The 17,275-nt window shown below is 66.7% G+C and carries 11 protein-coding genes and 1 pseudogene; 4 read left to right on the forward strand and 8 right to left on the reverse strand.

What is annotated here, in order from left to right; genetic code table 11:
- Nucleotides 1–166: 166 nt before the first annotated feature.
- The 8 genes and pseudogenes from aceA to AB2N08_RS22015 all read right to left on the reverse strand — a co-directional run.
- The gene (aceA, locus tag AB2N08_RS21980; protein ID WP_367613035.1) at nt 167–1,468 is read right to left on the reverse strand and encodes an isocitrate lyase; all 1,302 of its coding nucleotides are present in this window, start codon (nt 1,466–1,468) and stop codon (nt 167–169) included.
- Between the two features lie 326 nt (nt 1,469–1,794).
- Nucleotides 1,795–4,404, reverse strand: coding sequence for an ATP-dependent chaperone ClpB (gene clpB, locus AB2N08_RS21985; protein ID WP_367613036.1), 2,610 nt, complete (start codon nt 4,402–4,404; stop codon nt 1,795–1,797).
- A 96-nt stretch (nt 4,405–4,500) separates the two neighbouring features.
- Nucleotides 4,501–4,926, reverse strand: a complete 426-nt coding sequence (yiaA, locus tag AB2N08_RS21990) for an inner membrane protein YiaA (protein WP_367613037.1) — start codon at nt 4,924–4,926, stop codon at nt 4,501–4,503.
- A gap of 96 nt (nt 4,927–5,022) precedes the next feature.
- The gene (gene crcB / locus AB2N08_RS21995) at nt 5,023–5,397 is read right to left on the reverse strand and encodes a fluoride efflux transporter CrcB (protein ID WP_367613038.1); all 375 of its coding nucleotides are present in this window, start codon (nt 5,395–5,397) and stop codon (nt 5,023–5,025) included.
- On the reverse strand, nt 5,394–5,852 hold the full coding sequence (moaE, locus tag AB2N08_RS22000) for a molybdopterin synthase catalytic subunit MoaE (protein ID WP_367613039.1): 459 nt from the start codon (nt 5,850–5,852) through the stop codon (nt 5,394–5,396). The genes crcB and moaE overlap by 4 nt, the downstream gene beginning before the upstream one ends.
- Nucleotides 5,849–8,512: a DUF349 domain-containing protein gene (locus tag AB2N08_RS22005; RefSeq protein WP_367613040.1), complete on the reverse strand. Its 2,664-nt coding sequence runs from the start codon at nt 8,510–8,512 to the stop codon at nt 5,849–5,851. The genes moaE and AB2N08_RS22005 overlap by 4 nt, the downstream gene beginning before the upstream one ends.
- 77 nt (nt 8,513–8,589) lie before the next feature.
- A complete protein-coding gene (locus AB2N08_RS22010) occupies nt 8,590–8,826 on the reverse strand; it encodes a hypothetical protein (protein WP_367613041.1) in 237 nt (78 codons plus the stop codon).
- A 571-nt stretch (nt 8,827–9,397) separates the two neighbouring features.
- A pseudogene (locus tag AB2N08_RS22015) lies at nt 9,398–10,606 on the reverse strand (winged helix-turn-helix domain-containing protein); the annotation flags it as partial.
- Between the two features lie 119 nt (nt 10,607–10,725).
- On the opposite strand from AB2N08_RS22015, the gene AB2N08_RS22020 reads away from it, so the two are divergent.
- Genes AB2N08_RS22020 through AB2N08_RS22035 form a run of 4 tightly spaced genes read left to right on the forward strand, consistent with a single transcriptional unit; the run spans nt 10,726 to nt 17,171 of the window.
- Complete coding sequence (locus tag AB2N08_RS22020) at nt 10,726–11,997, forward strand: exonuclease SbcCD subunit D C-terminal domain-containing protein (protein ID WP_367613042.1); 1,272 nt, start codon at nt 10,726–10,728, stop codon at nt 11,995–11,997.
- Nucleotides 11,994–15,743: an AAA family ATPase gene (locus tag AB2N08_RS22025; protein WP_367613043.1), complete on the forward strand. Its 3,750-nt coding sequence runs from the start codon at nt 11,994–11,996 to the stop codon at nt 15,741–15,743. Before AB2N08_RS22020 ends, AB2N08_RS22025 begins: the two co-directional genes overlap by 4 nt.
- A gap of 56 nt (nt 15,744–15,799) precedes the next feature.
- On the forward strand, nt 15,800–16,009 hold the full coding sequence (locus tag AB2N08_RS22030) for a hypothetical protein (RefSeq protein WP_367613044.1): 210 nt from the start codon (nt 15,800–15,802) through the stop codon (nt 16,007–16,009).
- 13 nt (nt 16,010–16,022) lie between these two features.
- Complete coding sequence (locus AB2N08_RS22035; protein WP_367613045.1) at nt 16,023–17,171, forward strand: methyltransferase; 1,149 nt, start codon at nt 16,023–16,025, stop codon at nt 17,169–17,171.
- Nucleotides 17,172–17,275 lie beyond the last annotated feature (104 nt).

Here is a 17,275-nt window from a genome sequence, read left to right on the forward strand (position 1 = left end):
GCTGGAATTCCTAAAAGTGACGTTGCCGCGCGAAACTGGCGGCGGTATTAGACGCCATTATCCACTACAACCGCCCGGGGCTGGGAATCGGCGCTGTTTGCGCGAGACGAAAAAAAGGCCGCAACCCTTGTGAGGTTGCGGCCCGTGCACCAGCAATTCGCGTGTTTTATGCGACTTTTTTCTCTTCGAAGAACTGCTCGTCCTCGGTCGAGCCATGCAGCGCGGTGGTCGAGCTCTGGCCTTGCTGGATGGCTTGCGTTACCGCGTCAAAGTAGCCGGTGCCCACTTCGCGCTGGTGCTTGACGGCCGTAAAGCCCTGTTCGGCGGCAGCGAATTCGGCTTCTTGCAGCTCGACAAAGGCCGACATGCCGCGGCGTGCATAGCCATGGGCCAGGTTGAACATGCCGTAATTGAGCGAGTGGAAACCGGCCAGCGTGATGAACTGGAATTTGTAGCCCATCGCGCCCAGCTCGCGCTGGAACTTGGCGATGGTGGCGTCGTCGAGGTTCTTTTTCCAGTTGAACGAGGGCGAGCAGTTATAGGCCAGCATCTTGCCAGGGAACTTGGCATGGATCGCGTCGGCGAAGCGGCGTGCAAATTCGAGGTCGGGCTTGCCGGTTTCGCACCAGACCAGATCGGCATATGGCGCATAGGCCAGGCCGCGCGAAATGGCTTGGTCAACGCCCGGGTGGACGCGGAAGAAACCCTCGACCGTGCGCTCGCCAGTGCAGAACTCTTGATCGTTGGGGTCGACGTCGGACGTGAGCAGGTCGGCCGCTTCGGCGTCGGTGCGGGCGATCACGAGCGTGCCCGTGCCCATCACGTCGGCCGCCAGGCGCGCCGCGTTGAGCTTTTCGACGGCTTCGCGGGTGGGCACCAGCACCTTGCCGCCCATGTGGCCGCATTTCTTGACCGATGCCAGTTGATCTTCGAAGTGCACGCCGGCCGCGCCCGCTTCGATCATCGACTTCATCAGCTCGTAGGCATTGAGCACGCCGCCGAAACCGGCTTCGGCATCGGCGACGATCGGGGCGAAGTAATCGATGTCGTCCTTGCCTTCCGACCATTGGATCTGGTCGGCGCGCTGGAAGGTGTTGTTAATGCGGCGCACGACCAACGGCACCGAGTTGGCCGGATACAGCGACTGGTCCGGGTACATTTCGCCGGCCGCATTGGCGTCGCCGGCCACTTGCCAACCCGACAGGTAGATCGCTTTCAGGCCGGCTTTCACCTGCTGCATGGCCTGGTTGCCGGTCAGCGCGCCGAGGGCGTTTACATAAGGTTCATCATTGACCAGGTTCCACAACTTTTCGGCGCCGCGCTTGGCCAGCGTGTGTTCGATGCGCACCGAGCCGCGCAGACGGACGACGTCGGCAGCAGTGTAATTGCGTACGACGCCCGTCCAGCGTGGATTGGTGTCCCAGTCTTGTTGCAGTTCGGCGATTTGCTGTTCACGGGTGGTGGTCATGGTGAGTTCTCCTGAGAGTGATAAACGATTGATGAAGAATGCGAATCCGTTGAGACCATCATAAGGTCTTTGTGCGCGGCACCATCAGTCTTCTATAAGACATACGACTGAAATTTTCGTGATAAATATCAAAGACTTGCTTCGACGTTATCGTGATGTGAAATCAAATTTCTTACACTGGAAGCCAATCACTCTGCTTCAATGCTGCAGATTCCACATCGCACGAAGATCATTTCGCATCCTGAAATACCGCATCTTATTTATCGTCAAGAAACGACAAAGGGCGCGGCAAACGCCGCGCCCTTGTCACCACACTTCCACGTCGTTTAGTTGGCCAGTTCGACCGTCAGCTCGCCAAACGTCAGCTCGCCGCCGCGCACCCGCACCGGAATGACATCCTTCGGCCCGAAGCGGCCCGACAGGATCGCCTTCGACAGCGGATTCTCGATCTGCTGCTGGATCGCGCGCTTCAAAGGACGCGCGCCATACACCGGGTCATAACCTGCTTCGGCAATCTTTTGCAGCGCCTCTTCGTCGATGTCGAGCGTCATGTCCATCTTCGCCAAGCGCGCTTCCAGGATCTGCAACTGGATGCGGGCGATGGCGCCGATGTTCTTCTCGTCGAGCGCGTGGAACACGACAATCTCGTCGATGCGGTTGATGAACTCGGGGCGGAAGTGCCCGCGCACCTCGGCCATCACGGCCATCTTCACCACCGCCGGCTCGTCGCTGTCCATCGCCTGGATGCGGTGCGAACCGAGGTTCGACGTCATCACGATCACCGTGTTCTTGAAGTCGACGGTGCGACCCTGGCCATCGGTCATGCGACCGTCGTCGAGCACCTGCAGCAGCACGTTGAACACGTCCGGGTGCGCCTTCTCGATCTCGTCGAGCAGGATCACGCTGTACGGTTTGCGCCGCACGGCTTCGGTCAGGTACCCGCCCTCTTCATAGCCGACATACCCCGGCGGCGCCCCGATCAGGCGGGCCACCGAATGCTTTTCCATGAATTCGCTCATGTCGATGCGGATCATCGCGTCCTGCGTGTCGAACAGGAAGCCGGCCAGCGCCTTGCACAACTCGGTCTTGCCAACACCCGTCGGGCCCAGGAACATGAACGAGCCATAGGGCCGATCCGGATCCGACAGGCCGGCGCGCGACCTGCGAATTGCATCGGACACCGCCTCGATCGCTTCATCCTGGCCCACCACGCGCTTGTGCAGCTCGTCCTCGATGTGCAGCAGCTTGTCGCGCTCGCCCTGCAGCATGCGCGTGACGGGGATGCCCGTTGCGCGCGAGACCACTTCGGCGATTTCCTCGGCGCCCACCTGCGTGCGCAGCAGCTTCGGTTTCTGGCCATCCGCTTCGGCGCGCGCGGTGCTCGCTTCGGCATCGCGCAATTGCGCTTCGAGTTCCGGCAAACGGCCGTATTGCAGTTCGGACGCCTGCTGCCAGTTGCTCTGGCGGCGCGCTTCTTCCATCTGGTAGCGAATGCGCTCGATCTCTTCCTTGATATGCGTGGTGCCCTGCACCGCTGCTTTCTCGGCTTTCAGGATTTCTTCGAAGTCGTTGTACTCGCGCTCCAGGCGTGTGATTTCGTCACCCAGCAATTCCAGGCGCCGCTGCGAAGCTTCATCGGTTTCGCGCCGCACCGCTTCGCGCTCGATCTTCAGCTGGATCATGCGCCGCTCGAGGCGGTCCATGACTTCGGGCTTGGAATCGATCTCGATCTTGATCTTGGCCGCCGCCTCGTCGATCAGGTCGATCGCCTTGTCGGGCAGGAAGCGGTCGGTGATGTAGCGGTGCGACAATTCGGCCGCGGCGATGATCGCCGCGTCGGTGATGTCGACCTGGTGGTGCAGCTCGTATTTCTCTTGCAGCCCGCGCAGGATGGCGATTGTCGCCTCCACACTTGGCTCGTCGACGATGATCTTCTGGAAGCGGCGCTCGAGGGCGGCGTCCTTCTCGACGTACTTGCGGTACTCGTCGAGCGTGGTCGCGCCGACGCAGTGCAGCTCGCCGCGCGCCAGTGCCGGTTTCAGCATATTGCCGGCGTCCATCGCGCCTTCGGCCTTGCCGGCGCCGACCATCGTGTGCAGCTCGTCGATGAAGACAATGGTCTGGCCTTCGTCCTGCGCCAGTTCCTTGAGCACGCTTTTCAGGCGCTCTTCGAATTCGCCGCGAAACTTCGCGCCCGCGAGCAGCGACGCCATGTCGAGCGACAGCACGCGCTTGCCCTTGAGCGAATCGGGCACTTCGCCATTGACGATGCGCTGGGCCAGGCCTTCGACAATGGCCGTCTTGCCCACGCCCGGCTCGCCGATCAGCACCGGATTGTTCTTGCTGCGGCGCTGCAACACCTGGATCGCGCGGCGGATTTCATCGTCGCGGCCGATCACCGGATCGAGCTTGCCGGCGCGGGCGCGCTCGGTCAGATCGAGCGTGTATTTCTTGAGCGACTCGCGCTGGCCTTCGGCTTCAGCCGAATTGACGCCCTCGCCACCACGCACGGCTTGGATCGCCGACTCGAGCGACTTCTTCGCCAGGCCGTTTTCACGGGCCAGGCGGCCTGCGTCCGATTTATCGTCGAGCAGCGCCAGCAGGATCATCTCGGACGACAGGAACCCGTCGCCGCGCTTTTGCGCTTCGCGGTCGGCCATGTTGAGCAGTCCCATCAGGTCGCGTCCAACCTGGACGTTGCCACCCGTGCCGGTGACCTTCGGCTGGCGCTCGAGCGCAGCCTTCAGCGCATTGGTCAGGGCGCCGACATTCACGCCGGCGCGCTGCAGCAGCGAGCGCGCGCTGCCATCGTCCTGGTTCAACAGCGCCACCAGCAGGTGCACCGTCTCGATATATTGGTTATCGTTGCCGACCGCCAGGCTCTGGGCATCCGCCAGCGCTTCCTGGAGCTTGGTCGTCAGTTTATCTTGCCGCATGCTGATACTCCTGAGAGTTGTTCTTGTATGCAGTGCAAGATTGGGATGAGCGGATGCTTTTCAAGCGCAGCGCATCCGCCAGTTCGCGCAGCGAACTCAGTGATCGGACAGCTTCGATTCCGGCGCCGGCCCGGCCGCCTGCAAATCGCGCACGTTCTTTTGCACGGCCACGACGGCGAACAGCGCCAGCGCGAACGACATCGCATAAAAGCCTTTTTCGCTCAGCGCCAGCGTGGCGTTCACCAGGCCGATCCCGAGCAGCCCGATCGACGCCATCAGCGAAAACCAGCACAGCGTGGCGTACAGGCCGGTGACCGGCAAGCCTTCGGACCGGTCGCGCACGGTCTTTTGCAGCGAGATCGCGGCGAACAGACCGTACAGCAGCAGCACGAGGTAATAGCCCTTTTCGTTCAGCAGCATCTGGGCATTCCAGAGGCCGATCAGATAGGCGGCCATGCCGATGACGAGCGCGCCCCAGGAGGCGCCGACGAAGGCGGCGGTGGGCCGGTAATTGGTATTCATGTCCGAGCTCCCGTAAAATTACTCGACGGGAACTCTAGCATGCTTCACGGCGGCCATTCGTGCGATATCAGCGGAAACCGCCGTGCCGGCGTCGATTTATCCAGGCAGGGTACGCACGAGGGCAAAGCCGGCCATGCAGCACAGCAGCGCACCGATCAGGTGCAGCGCCGTGTGCGCCAGCGCCCAGCCGAGTTCGCCACGCTGGAGCAGCGCCATCGATTCGCCAGAAAAACTGGAAAAGGTCGTCAGGCCGCCCAGGAAGCCGGTGACGATGAACAGGCGCCAGTGCGGCGCCAGGGCCGGGTGACCGGCGAAGAACGCCAGCGCGCAGCCAACCAGGAAACCGCCGAGCAGATTGGCCGCCAGCGTGCCGATCTGGACCATTCCATGCAGGCTGCCCAGCCACAGGCCGAGCCCCCACCTCAGCCAGGCACCGATGGCCGCGCCCAGGCCGACGGCAAGAAAGTTCAAGGCACTTGCCACCGGGCCCGCGCCGAATCGTCGGTCACGCGCGCATCGACCCAGCGCGCGCCGTCCGGGGTGTCTTCCTTTTTCCAGAATGGCGCTTCCGTCTTGAGGTAATCCATGATGAATTCGCAGGCCGCGAACGCATCGCCCCGGTGCGCGGCGGTCACGGCCACCAGCACGATCTGATCGAGCGGCAACAGCGGGCCCACGCGGTGGATCACCAGCGTGGCGAACAGCGGCCAGCGCGCCGCGGCCTGGGCGGCGATGTCGTCGAGCGCCTTTTCGGTCATGCCGGGATAGTGCTCGAGCTCCATCGCGGCGACCTGCGCGCCATCGTTCAGGTCGCGCACGGTGCCGACGAACGCGACCACGGCGCCGACACGGGCGTCGCCCTCACGCAGGCGCGCCACCTCAATACCGAGATCAAAGTCGCCGGTCTGCACACGTACATGGTTCATGACGCTTCCTTCGGCTGACGCAGCATGAGGCATTCAATGCGCGTTTCGGTGCGCACGTCGGCCAGTGCCGGCAGCGCCAGCAATGCGCGCAACTCGGCCGTGTTCCCGCCTGGTTTCTGGCCCGATTTGAGCGAGCTCTGCAGCACCTCGACCTGCAGACGCAGGCGCTCGCGCGCGAATTCGGCGCCGCTGTCGATACCAGCGGCGATTTCCAGGCGCAGCAAATCATTGAGCAGGCGTGGCCGGTTTTCTTGCAGCTGGCGCGCATACGCGGCGCGGTCGCCCTCTAGCGCGGCCAGCGCGGCGTCGAAGCGCTTTTGCAGGATGGGCTCATAGCCGCCGTCGACCGGGGCCAGCGCAGCCCAGCGCGCACGCCAGTCGTCGCCCTGGGTGTGGGTGCCGGCGTTGCTGCCGGGATCGGCCAGCGCGGTCTCGAGCGCCTGGATCAGGCGCAGCTTGGCGCGCACGGCGCCTGCCAGCACGGTGTCGGCGGCGCGTCGCACCTGCGCCACGTGCTGCTGCACCTGGGCCACGGCCGCGTGGTAGCGCTTCTCGATGCGCGCTTCGTGGGCGCGCGGCACCGGGCCGATCGCCTGCCATTCGGCGGCCGTCTCGCGCAGCAACCGGGCCACGTTCGACGGCGTGGCATCGAGCGCCGCAGACTCAAGGCGTGCGCACAACGCTTCCTTGGCCGCTTCGTGGGTGCGCCGCTCGCTGTCGGCGGCGTGCGCGTGTTCCTTGCGCGCCGCGAACAGCGCGTCGCAGGCGCCGCGGAAGCGCTGCCACAGCGCCTGTTCGGCCTTGCGCTCGAGCGGCAGCGCGCGCGCATGCTCTTGCCAGCGGCTCTGCAACTCGCGCAGCATGTCGACCGCGTGCCGTTCGTTCGGGTCGAGCTTGTGGACTTCTTCGATCAGCTGCTCGCGCACGGCGACCTCGACCTTGCGCTGGTCCTCCAGCGGCCGTTGCAGCGTGGTCAGCGCCTCGGCGAACAAGCCATCGAGACGCTTCTTTTCTTTACGGTCGACCGCGCCCAGATGACTCCAGGCGGTGCGCAGGCGCTGCACGGTGCTTGACACATGTTTCCAGTCGGCTTCGGTTTGTTGCAGGCGCGCGATCTCGGCCTGGGCTTCGTCGACCAGCGCCTGGCCGCGCGCGGCATTCGCGTGGCGCTCGTCGGCCAGCTGCCGGAAGTGCGCGGCGGCCGGCGCGTACGCGGTGCTGCAGGCGGCGTCGAAACGCTCCCACAGGCTGCGCGGCGCCGGGCCGGACAAGGTATCGAGCGCCTTCCAGCGCTCGCGCATGCTGCCGACCTTCTTGGCCAGTTCGCCCATCGGCAGGTTTTGCGTGGCCAGCGTGTCGACCGTCTTGATCAATTCTTCGCGCGACACATTGCCGCCCCAGCGCGCCCAATCCGACAGGCGTTTCAGGTCGGCGCGCAGATGGGTCAGGTGCTCGAGCTGGGCGCTGGTGAGGCGCACGCCCTTGTCCTTGGCTTCCTTCAGCGACTTATCGATTTCGGCGGCGGTGCCAAGCGAACCTTGCTGCAGGGCGGCTTCGAGCGCCTCCATCTGATCCAGGAACGGTTGATCGGCGCCCTTGTCCCGGGCGGGCACGGCGCTGCTTGCAGCCGGGGCCGCTTTTGGCTTGCGAATTTCCTGCGGGAGCGACGTGAGCAATGCGTCGAACTGCGCTTGCAGCGCATTGCCGGCAACGTTGGCGGGCAGCGCCGGCAAACGTTGCCATTCCTTGCGCAGCGTGTCGGCTTTGAGCTCGCTCTGCGGCTGCGCCTGCCATGCTGTCAGCGCCGCCTCGCGGGCAGTCACGGCCACGCCGTCTTGCTCGACGGTGGCCAGACTGGCCGTCAGGCGCGCCAGTTCGGCGGTCACGTCGGCCACCAGCGTGCGCGGCAGCGATGCGTGGCCGGGGTCGACCAGCGCCGCCGCCTGCTCTTGCTGCAGGCGGGCCAGGGTCTCGCCGTAGGCGGCGGCGTCAAGGCCCTGAAGATCGAGCTGGCGCAGCGCGGCCAGGCGATCGATCATGGCGCGCTGCAACTGCACCTGCGATTCGAGACGCGCGCCGAGCTGGGCCCGCACGGCCTCGAACTCGGCGGCCAGCTCGGGCGCACGGATGACCGACCATTTGCGGTCGAGTTCGCCAACGTGGTTGGGCGTGAGCAGCAGATCGGCCAGCAAGGCACGCGCCTGCGCCAACGTGTCTTCGCCACGGCGCAGTTCGGCTTCATGGTGGCGGATCGCGTCGAGCCGGCCATGCACGAGCTTGGCAACGCGGCGGTCGACATTGCGCATCGCGCCATACACGCGCTCGAGATGCTCGCGGCCGTGGACCAGCTCGGCGGCCGCCAGGCGCAATTCGGAAAACGGCGATTGCAGAATGAAATCAGCGGCGGCGGCTTCATCGCTGCCGAGCGCCTTGAGCTGCCCGGCCTGGCGCTCGCGGGCACTGGCCAATGCGGCGCGCGCATCGGCCGCCTGTGTAGCGGCCTGCGCTGCAGCCTGCGATGCAGCGGTGGCTGCCACACCCTTTGACTTGTTATTACCTTGCTGGGCCACGCCGGATTTCGCCGCGGCTGGCTTGGCGGCGCCCGGCTGCTCGCCGGACGCGGCCTGTTTGCCCTGCCGCTTGAATAGGAATTCGAACATAAGAAATTCGCACCGCTAAAACTGCCATCATAACAAAGAACATGGCGTCAACCGGTGCGTCCCGCCCGCTGAACAGCTTAATTCGCGATGGGCGATACGGGCGGCAATATTACAGATTTCCTCGCTGAAACTTCTGGAGCAGATAGCGAACGCACCCTGCCGCCGCACGCGCTCCGGATCTTGTTCAGGTTCTCATTGTGGTACGTGTCATGGGCCAGCATCTGGTTGGCAATCGTGAACCAGTGGTCGCCCGGAATGATCGTGCGCGCCAGCGGCAACAGTTCGAGTTCTTCACGCTCGAGGCGCTCGAGCAATAGCTCGCAGCATTGTTCGAGCGCCGCGAGGCAGCCAGGATCGCCTTCGGCAGCGGCGCACTGGGCTGCCATGCGCGCCGCCGTGGCACGCCCGCTCAGCGCATCGAGTTGGGCCACCAGTGCGGCAGCGTCTTCGCCGCGCCGCCGCAGCGCCGGCAACACGAATTTGTCGAGCTTGCGCCACTGGCACGCTTCGCTGACCTGGCGCAGCGCCTCGCACGCCGCTTCGTACTGGCGCGCCGACGGCGGCTCGCCCCACCAGGCGGCGGGCCGCCAGCGCTCGAGCAAGGCCTGCAGATCGACGCGCGCCCGGGACTGTTCGACGGACAGCGCGACCAGCGTATAGGTGGAAGTGAGCATGTTTTTTCCTCTCAATGCTCCGCCAGCACGCTCGGCGCGACGATGCCGGGTCGACTGGGGGATGCTTGCTTCGGGGTGGCCGGCTAGTGGTTTGTCGTAGTTGCCGGCGACAGGAACTTCGTAGTCTAGAGACAAGCACCCCGCCAGGTTTGACGTTGATCAAATGCGATTTCACAATAAGAGCAAGGTCAGGACGGGCCAATTTCTTCCACAAAATCGCTTGCAACATGGTAGCGAACGCCGCCGGGTCGCCCGCCGTCACGCTGACGCGTGGGCAGCCATGCCAGCTGGCGCAGCGCGCCACGGCCCCGGCGATGTCGCTTGCCAGCCGCGCGCTCGGGCGCACGCCCGGCTCGAGCGCGATGCTGCGCAGCTCGAAGACGCCGTCCTTGCGGTGGGCCTTGGCGTCGATGCGCCCCACCAGCGCCCCGCGCCGCAGGATCGGCAGCGTGAAATAGCCGTAGCGCCGCTTGGGCGCCGGCGTGTAGCACTCGAGCCGGTAGTCGAAGCCGAACAGGTCGCGCGCGCGGCGGCGGTCCCACACCACGGGATCGAATGGCGAGAGCAAGGTCGTCACGCGCGCGCTCAAGGTGCCCGCCGCAGCCTGCTGCGCCAGCGCCAGCTGGTCGGGATGAATGTAGACGGGATCGCGCCAGCCATCGACCCGCGCCGCGATCAGCGCGCCTTCTGCGGCCAGCCGCGCCGGATCGACGTGCGGGCCGCGCGTGCGGTGGTAATCGGGAATCCATGCGGCCCGCGCCAGGCCCAGCGCGCCCACGGTGCGCAGCACGAATTCGCGCCCGACGGCCTCGCGCGTCGGCAGCCGGCTGTCGTGCCATGCCGGATGCACGCGCTCGGCCAGGTCATACACGCGCTGGAAGTTGTGGCGGCGCGCAATCATGAGGGCGCCGGCCGTAAACAGCACCTCGAGGGAACGCTTTTCGGGCTTCCACGCCCACCAGCCCCCGGCCTTGCCATCGGTGCGCTCGAAATCGGCTGCCCGCACCGGTCCGTTGGCGCGGATATGCGCCAGCAGTTGCGCCACCTCGTCGGCGTGCTCGTGCATCCAGTGCGCCGAATACTTCCAGCCCATCGCTTCCGGATCGAGCATGCGATGGCGAAACAGGCCGTAATCCTCGATCGGCACGAAGCACGCTTCATGGGCCCAGTATTCGAACAGGTGGCCGTCGGCCAGCAATGCATCGAGCCAGGCCGGGTCATAATCGCCAAGCCGGCTCCACAGCACGAAATAGGGGCTGCGGGCGACGACGCTGATGGTGTCGATCTGCAACATGCGCATGCGGCGGATTGCGGCGAGCACGTCCATTTGCGTGGCGTGGCGCCGGCGCGGGCTGGCCAGGTCCTGCGCAGCCAGGTGCAAGGCGCGGGCAGCGCCGATCGACAGAATCAGTTCGCTCATTCGTCCATTCTGACCGTTTGCGCAACAGGGCGTCAATCTACGCACGCGCTTGGGCATGCTGGTTGACTGCTGCGCTATAGTAGGCGCCGATTTCATCTTTCTCCATAGAGAACTCCCCCATGCGGCTGCTGCACACTTCCGACTGGCACCTCGGCCAGACCCTGCACAATTTCGACCGGATCTACGAACACCAGTGCTTTCTCGACTGGCTGGTCGATACGCTGGACGAAGAGCGCATCGACGTGCTGCTGATCGCGGGCGATATCTTCGACAATGCCAATCCCTCCTCGCTCGCCCACCGCCAGCTGTACCGCTTCCTGCAGCGCGCCCGCAGCCGCGTGCCGCAGTTGCAGGTAGTCGTCATCGCGGGCAATCACGATTCGCCAGGCCGGCTGGAAGCGCCGACGCCATTGCTCGAAGCCTACGGCACGATTGTCGTCGGCAACGTGCTGCGCGGCACCGATGGAGAGGTCGATCTCGAGCGCCTGCTCGTGCCGCTGCATGACCATGACGGCAAGGTGGCGGCCTGGTGCCTGGCCGTGCCGTTCCTGCGCCCGGGCGACGTGCCGCGCCTGCGCGCCGCCGAAGGCGATGAAGTGACCGAAGCCGCCGCCCTCGATCCCTATCTGCAGGGCACCACCCTGCTGTATCGCCAGGCGTATGCGCTGGCGCGTGCGCGCGCGACCGACGGCCAGGCCATCATCGCCATGGGCCATTGCCATATGGTCGATGGCCAGTCGTCGAACGACTCCGAGCGCCGCATCGTCATCGGCGGCACCGAAGCGCTGCCCAGCAGCATGTTCGACCCGAGCATCGCGTATGCCGCGCTGGGCCACCTGCACCTGGCCCAGAAAGTCGGCGGGCGCGAGAACGTGCGCTACAGCGGCAGTCCGCTGCCGCTGTCGTTTTCCGAGGTGAACTACCAGCACCAGGTGCTGCGCATCGACCTCGACGGCAGCCAGGCGACAGAGATCGCGCCGCTGTTCGTGCCGCGCGCGGTGGCGCTGCTGCGCGTGCCGGCCCTGCCCGCACCGCTCGATGACGCCCTGGCAGCGCTCGACGCGCTAGAACTCGATCCCGACCTGCCGCAGCAAGCCTGGCCGTATCTGGAAGTGCGGGTGCTGCTCGACGGCCCGGAACCGGGGCTGCGTGCACGCATCGAAGCGGCGCTGGAAGGCAAGCCCGTGCGGCTGGCCAAGATCGAGCCGACCCGCAAGCATGTGGCTGCCGACGATACGGCCCTGGCGCTGAGCCTGGATCAATTGGCGCAACTGCAGCCGGACGAGGTCTTCCGCCGGCTGTGGCTGCAGAAATACGGTGACGAAGCGCCACCCGAGCAGATCGCGTCGTTTGCCGAGCTGTTCCATGCGGTGGAGGGCGAGCCGCGATGAAGATCCTGCGTATCAGCGGCAAGAACCTCGCTTCGCTGGCGGGCGAGTTCAGCATCGATTTCGAATCCGAACCGCTGGCGTCCGCCGGCCTGTTCGCCATCAGCGGCCCGACCGGCGCCGGCAAGAGCACCCTGCTCGACGCGCTGTGCCTGGCGCTGTACGGCGACACGCCGCGCCTCTTGAAGCGCTCGAGCACGCGCCTGCCGGACGTCGGCGAAGAAACCGTGACGGCCCAGGATGCCCGTACCCTGCTGCGCCGTGGCGCGGCCGAGGGTTGGGCCGAAGTCGACTTCGTTGGCAGCGACGACCGCCGCTACCGGGCGCGCTGGGCCGTGCGGCGCGCGCGCAACAAGCCGAACGGCGCGCTGCAGCCGGTAAAGATCTCGCTCAATCGCCTGCCCGAACTGATTCCGGTGGGCGGCACCAACACCGAGGCCGCGGCGGAGATCGTGCAGCGCATCGGCCTGTCGTTCGAGCAGTTCACGCGCGCCGTGCTGCTGGCCCAGAACGAATTCTCGGCGTTCCTCAAAACCGACGAGAACGAGCGCGGAGAATTGCTCGAAACGCTCACCGGCACCACGATCTACAGCGACATCTCGCGCCGCGCGTTCGAGCGCTACAAGGCCGAGCAGCTGCGCACGCAGCTCCTGCAATCAAAACTGGCCAATGCCGCCCCGCTCGCGCCAGACGACCGGACACTGCTCGACATCGAGCGCGCGAACGCCGACCTGGCCCGGCAAGCGCTGGACGACCGCCACGCCCTGCTCGAAGGGCAACTGCGCTGGCACCACGAACTGGACAAGCTCATGCAAGGCGAAGCACAGGCCGAGCAGATCCTGACGGCGGCGACCGCGCAGCGCGCCGAAGCCGGCGAACGGCGCCAGCGCCTGGCCACGCTGGAAGCGGTGCAAGCAGCGCGGCCGCTGGCGCTCGAGGTGCAGCGCCTGGAAGCGGAGCGGCGCCAGGCCCATTCGTCCATCGCCAAGACGGAGGCCGAGCTGGCCGCGGCGCTCGAGACGCGGCGCAGCAGCGTGGGCGAGGTCGATGCGGTGGTCGGCAAGCTGGACGCGGCCGAACAAGCGCTGCGCGCGGCGACGCCGCAACTCGATGACGCCAAGGCGCTCGATGCGGCGTTGCTGGCCTTGACGCCCAACCACGCGCAGGTGCGGTCCGCGCTCGAGTCGGCGCGCATGGGGGCGCGCGCGGCGCGTGGCCAGCATCAGGCCAAGGCCGATGACCTGGCGCGCGCGCGCTCGATGCGCGATGGCGCCGCCGCCTGCCTGGCCGCGCAGTCGCGGCTGGCCGCCGTGGCTGGCGATTGGCAACAATGGGAACGACTGCTGCGCCAGGGCGAAGGCGCGCTCGATACGCTAAGCGCCGGCAAGGTCGCGCTGGACGCAATCAATGCCCAGGCACTGGGCGCGGCGGGCCGCGAAACCCAGGCCATGAGTGCGCTGACGGCGAGCCTCGAACGGCTCGATGCGCTGGAAGCGACGCGCCGCGCGGCGATGACGGCGCTGGCCGGCTTCGATCCCGAGGCGATCGGCGCCGAGCGTCAAACGCTGGATGCACGCCGAGAACGGTTGGCGGCGGCCGAGCGCACCTGGACTGATTTATCGGGCGCGCGCACCACGCTCGCGGGGCTGGCGCGCGACATCGACCGCGTCGAGACGGCGCGGATCGCCGCCGATCGTGGGCTGGCTGACGCGCGCAGCGCCGCGCCGCTGCTGGACGCGGCCATGACGCAGGCTGAACGCTCGCTGGCGGCGGCCGAACTTGCATGCGCGGCAGATGTCGAACACCTGCGCGCCAACTTGCATGAGGACGCGCCATGCCCCGTCTGCGGCGCCCACGAGCACCCGTACGCCCACCAGGACGCGACGCTGAAGACCATGCTGGCCGGCTTGCGCGCCGAAGTCGAGGGCTGCCGCTTGCGTGTGCGCGACAACGGCGCGCTGCAGGCGCAGCGCAATGCGGCATTCGGCGCGGCGCAAGAGCGTCTTGTGGCATTGGCGCAAGAGCGCAACACGCTGGGCGAGCGCGTCACCAGCCTCGAGCAAGCCTGGCAAGTCGACGAACTCGCCTCCGGCGCACCGCTGGAAGAAGAACGCATCGACTGGTTCGGCGCCCAGCGCCAGGCGCTGCGCGAAGCGGTGGACGCCTTGAGCCGGCAAGAGCAGACCTGGCGCGCCGCTGCCACCGCCCGCGACGCGGCGCAGCGCGATGTCGACGCCGCCCAGGCCGACCTGGCGCGCCGGCGCCAGGAGGCCGACGCCGAACGCGCCGCTGCTGCGCAGTTGCAGGCCGAACTCAAGACGCACACGCTGCGCCAGGAGACAGCTGCCACGCAACTCGATGCGTTGCTGGCCGAACTCGACGCCCCGCTGACGGGCGCGCACGGCGATGGCTGGCAAGCGGCATGGCGGCGCGACGCAAGCGGCTGGCGCCAGGCGCGCGCTGGCGAGGCGGCGCAGTGGCGCGAGCAGACCGAGCTCCTGGCCCGCGCCGCCGCGTCGATGGCGACGCTGGATGTGGAAACGACCGCGCTCGCGGCGCGCATCGCCGAGATCGACGCGGCCGGCGCGCGTACTGCCCTCGACTTCGAGCGCATCGACGCCGAACTCACGCAAAAACGCACGGCGCGGGGCGCACTATGGGCAGGCCGCGCCGCACGCGAGGTCGAGCACGAATTGAACGCCGCCGTGACAGGCGCGCGCGAGCTGCTCGCGGCCCGTCAACTGGTGGCCAACAATGCCGCCCAGGGCGAAACGACGGCACGCGCCGCACTGGCCGGCCTGGTCGAACGCGTGGCGCAACTCGACAGCGCCGGCGCGGCAGCCGCTGCGGCCCTGGCCGACTGGCTGGAAGACTACCGCAGGGATCTCGACGGCCTGGATGCCATCGCCAACACCGATGAGCTGGCCCGCCTGCTGCAGGTGGGCGCGGCCTGGCTGGCGCAGGAGCGCACCGCCTTGAGCGCGATCGAGACCGAGGTGGGCCAAGCCAGCGCGATCCTGAACGAGCGGCGCGCCCAGCGCACGGCGCACCTGGCGTCCGCGCCACCGCACAGCCAACCGTTCGAGGCCGTCGGCGCGGCCTTCGAGGCCATCAAGGCCGAGCGCCATGCCGCGATCGAAGCGTCGACCTCGGCGCGCATGCGCGTGATGCAGGACGACGAACGGCGCGTGGCGGCCGAGTCGAGCCTGCGCGAGATCGAGGCGCAGCAGGTGCAGGAACAGCGCTGGGGCAAGCTGTCCGAGCTGATCGGTTCTAGCGACGGCAAGAAATTCCGCAACTACGCCCAGCAATTCACGCTCGACGTGCTGCTCGGCTACGCCAACGCGCATCTGGGGCAACTGGCAAAACGCTATCGCCTCGAGCGCGTCAGCTACCAGGGCATGCCGTCGCTGGCGCTGATGGTGCGCGACCAGGACATGGGCGGCGAAGTGCGCTCGGTCAATTCGCTGTCGGGCGGCGAGTCGTTCCTGGTATCGCTGGCGCTGGCGCTGGGCCTGGCGTCGCTGTCGTCGAACCGGGTGCGGGTCGAGTCACTGTTCATCGACGAAGGGTTCGGCAGTCTCGACAGCGAAACGCTGGGCGTGGCGATGGACGCGCTGGATGCGCTGCAATCGCTGGGCCGCAAGGTGGGCGTGATTTCGCACGTGCAAGAGATGACCGAGCGTATCGCGACCAAGGTGCTGGTGCGGCCGACGGGGGGCGGCAGCAGCGCCGTGGTGGTCGAATGAAACCGGGCCCGGCGGTGTAAAATGCCGCCCTCTTTCCCTTACTCTGCTTCACGATCATGAAACCTTCCCGTACCCTGACGTTCAAGTGCGCAAAATGCACCAAGCCGGTCACCGTCTACCTGCAAAAAGTTTCCGCCTGCTCGCACATCCAGCCGTACCAGGGCATCTGCGGCTGCGGTGAAGTCAAGCGCCACGCCACTGGCAATCCGGACGCCGTGGCGTCCTACCTCGCCTCGAGCGACGGCAACTGGAATCACCACCATTAATAGGGAACAAGCGATGGCACGCATCGAATGGGTCGAAGGCGGCGCCAACCGCTCAGCCGTATGGCGTTCGGAAAGCGGCTGGCCCGCGCCGAAGAAGGTGGTGCTGGCCGACGACACCATGAGCGCCGATGCCGCGTACCGGCTGGCGCTGGACGGCACCGCCCTGCTGTGGCGCGGCGACTTCCAGAATGCACGCCAGCTGGTACAGGCGCTCGCGCGCCGCATCGACCACAAGGGCGAGCGGCCCCGTCGTGCCAAGGCGGGCAAGGCTGCGCCCACCCCGACGGAAGCCTTCCACCGCCATCGCCTGAGCCAGTTGCAGCGCGCCCGCACGCTGGCGATGCTGGTGATCCCGTTCGAGGCCGACCACAGTATCCTGCTGCGCCGCGCGCCGGCCGCGCAACAGGCTTGCCTGGAAGCGTACGGCCCGGTCGACGAACCATACGTCGCCTCGCTGCGCGAATTGCTGGGCGTGATCGGCGCGCACGAATGGCGCAGCAAGGGCGTGATGATCCCGGCGCTCGGCGAGCGCATCCACCCGTGGTACGGCGTGTTCTCGCCGGTGCGCGGCGAATACGTCGAACTGGTGGCGCAGGCGCCGATCCCGGCCGGTGCCCAGCGCGCGTTCGACATTGGCGCCGGCACCGGCGTGCTGTCGGCCGTGCTGGCGCGGCGCGGGCTGCAGGTGCTCGCCAGTGAAGTCGATGCGCGGGCGCTGGGCTGTGCGCGCGAGAACATCGCCCGGTTGACGTTGAACACGCTGGTCGAGATCGTGCAAACCGACCTGTTCCCGGAAGGCCGCGCGCCGCTGGTCGTGTGCAATCCACCGTGGCTGCCGGGCAAGCCAAGCTCGGCGATCGAGTATGCGATCTACGACCCCGACAGCCGCATGCTGCGCGCGTTCCTGGCAGGCTTGGCGGCGCACCTCGAAGCCGGTGGCGAAGGCTGGCTCATCATGTCCGACTTCGCCGAGCACCTGGGCTTGCGCAGCCGCGCGCAGTTACTCGAGTGGATCGCGGCCGGCAACCTGGAAGTGATCGAGCGCCACGACACGCGCCCGGTACACCCGCGCGCGACCGATGCCGACGATCCGCTGCACGCGGCGCGCTCGCAAGAGGTCACGTCGCTGTGGCGCTTGCGGGTTGCAGCTCAAGCGAACTGATAGCCAGATCAGTACCCGTCACTGAAGACCGTCATTCCCGCGCAGGCGCACTGCTGTCCGGAATAATCTTGTTGACTGTCGCATCAGAATAGACATCCCTGATT

The sequence above is a fragment of the Massilia aurea genome, assembly GCF_040790145.1.
GTDB lineage: Bacteria > Pseudomonadota > Gammaproteobacteria > Burkholderiales > Burkholderiaceae_D > Telluria > Telluria aurea_C.

What these genes read in the sequence shown, in the direction of transcription:
- aceA (WP_367613035.1), bottom strand. Translation starts at nt 1,468, where the DNA reads ATGACCACCACCCGTGAACAGCAAATCGCCGAACTGCAACAAGACTGG.
- clpB (WP_367613036.1), bottom strand. Translation starts at nt 4,404, where the DNA reads ATGCGGCAAGATAAACTGACGACCAAGCTCCAGGAAGCGCTGGCGGAT.
- yiaA (WP_367613037.1), bottom strand. Translation starts at nt 4,926, where the DNA reads ATGAATACCAATTACCGGCCCACCGCCGCCTTCGTCGGCGCCTCCTGG.
- moaE (WP_367613039.1), bottom strand. Translation starts at nt 5,852, where the DNA reads ATGAACCATGTACGTGTGCAGACCGGCGACTTTGATCTCGGTATTGAG.
- AB2N08_RS22005 (WP_367613040.1), bottom strand. Translation starts at nt 8,512, where the DNA reads ATGTTCGAATTCCTATTCAAGCGGCAGGGCAAACAGGCCGCGTCCGGC.
- AB2N08_RS22020 (WP_367613042.1), top strand. Translation starts at nt 10,726, where the DNA reads ATGCGGCTGCTGCACACTTCCGACTGGCACCTCGGCCAGACCCTGCAC.
- AB2N08_RS22025 (WP_367613043.1), top strand. Translation starts at nt 11,994, where the DNA reads ATGAAGATCCTGCGTATCAGCGGCAAGAACCTCGCTTCGCTGGCGGGC.
- AB2N08_RS22030 (WP_367613044.1), top strand. Translation starts at nt 15,800, where the DNA reads ATGAAACCTTCCCGTACCCTGACGTTCAAGTGCGCAAAATGCACCAAG.
- AB2N08_RS22035 (WP_367613045.1), top strand. Translation starts at nt 16,023, where the DNA reads ATGGCACGCATCGAATGGGTCGAAGGCGGCGCCAACCGCTCAGCCGTA.